The sequence below is a fragment of the Bacteroides sp. RTP31139st1_H2_RTP31139_211217 genome (assembly GCF_040227615.1).
GTDB classification, from domain to species: domain Bacteria; phylum Bacteroidota; class Bacteroidia; order Bacteroidales; family Bacteroidaceae; genus Bacteroides; species Bacteroides uniformis.
Map to the genome: position 1 here is coordinate 1 of NZ_JBCNZM010000178.1, position 850 is coordinate 850.

Sequence of the window (850 nt, forward strand, 5' to 3'; positions counted from 1 at the left end):
GATAATTTGTATCCTCAGATTTCATTCTTGATAAGTGAAGTTGATAGATTGATTACAGAAAAATAGATTTCCTTCTTCCCCTCTTTTTTTAGTATCTTTCATCCCCCTTCGTTAGCAAAATACGAACAGATTTTGTTCCTTTGCAAGTAAACAATGCCCCTACGGAACGGATGACAAATATCACCCCGTTGCTTTATCAAAGCGGGTATGTGACGATAAGGAATTATTCTCCGCTTACACATCTTTATACGCTGGATATCCCCAATAAAGAAGTGCGCATGGGGTTGATGAAATTGGGTATAGAATGAAGAAGGGAGCCTTTTACAGCCCCCTATACTCCCTTTCCGCATCGAAGCACGGACAAGCTTTCGCTGGATTCAAATCATGGTGCCCCACAATCAGCGCCCGTGGAAAGATACGCTTCAACTCACGTAGCAGTGCCAGTAACGAAGCCTTCTGTTCCAGTGTGCGGGTATCGGCAGGAAAACTTGCAGCATCCAGTCCTCCTTCATAACAGATGCCGATAGAATGGCGGTTGTGATTGAGGCAATGCGCACCTATTTTTTCCAACGGGCGGCCGCGGTGTATTTCGCCGTTGCGGGTCAGATAGAAATGATAGCCGATGTCACGGAAGCCGCGGTGGTGGATGTGGTCGCGGCGGCAATCCTCAAAGCCCAGGGCCACGCCTTGAGGCGTGGCTGAGCAATGAACAATGAGCAGGGTAATCGTACGCATGGCTATTTGCAAGCGCCCAGACCTAAAGCTCCCGCTATGGCGGTAGCTACGGTGATGATTACTTTGAGGACAATGCCCCACACGGATTTTGACTTTTTGTCTTCACTCATGGTAA

2 protein-coding genes and 1 pseudogene are annotated in these 850 nt (G+C 47.8%); 1 reads left to right on the forward strand and 2 read right to left on the reverse strand.

The features are described 5' to 3' along the window. Positions 1-152 precede the first annotated feature (152 nt). Positions 153-308 (forward strand): annotated as a pseudogene (locus ABUA47_RS20605) (AAA family ATPase); the annotation flags it as partial. A 13-nt stretch (positions 309-321) separates the two neighbouring features. On the opposite strand, the gene ABUA47_RS20610 reads toward ABUA47_RS20605, so the two are convergent. Together ABUA47_RS20610 and ABUA47_RS20615 are read right to left on the reverse strand one after the other, a co-directional pair. Next, positions 322-735 (reverse strand): N-acetylmuramoyl-L-alanine amidase, encoded by a 414-nt coding sequence (locus ABUA47_RS20610; protein ID WP_035448365.1) that lies wholly within the window; start codon positions 733-735, stop codon positions 322-324. Positions 736-737: 2 nt separating this feature from the next. Then, the gene (locus ABUA47_RS20615) at positions 738-845 is read right to left on the reverse strand and encodes a smalltalk protein (protein WP_005829485.1); all 108 of its coding nucleotides are present in this window, start codon (positions 843-845) and stop codon (positions 738-740) included. Positions 846-850: the final 5 nt, after the last annotated feature.

What these genes read in the sequence shown, in the direction of transcription:
- ABUA47_RS20610 (WP_035448365.1), bottom strand. Translation starts at nt 735, where the DNA reads ATGCGTACGATTACCCTGCTCATTGTTCATTGCTCAGCCACGCCTCAA.
- ABUA47_RS20615 (WP_005829485.1), bottom strand. Translation starts at nt 845, where the DNA reads ATGAGTGAAGACAAAAAGTCAAAATCCGTGTGGGGCATTGTCCTCAAA.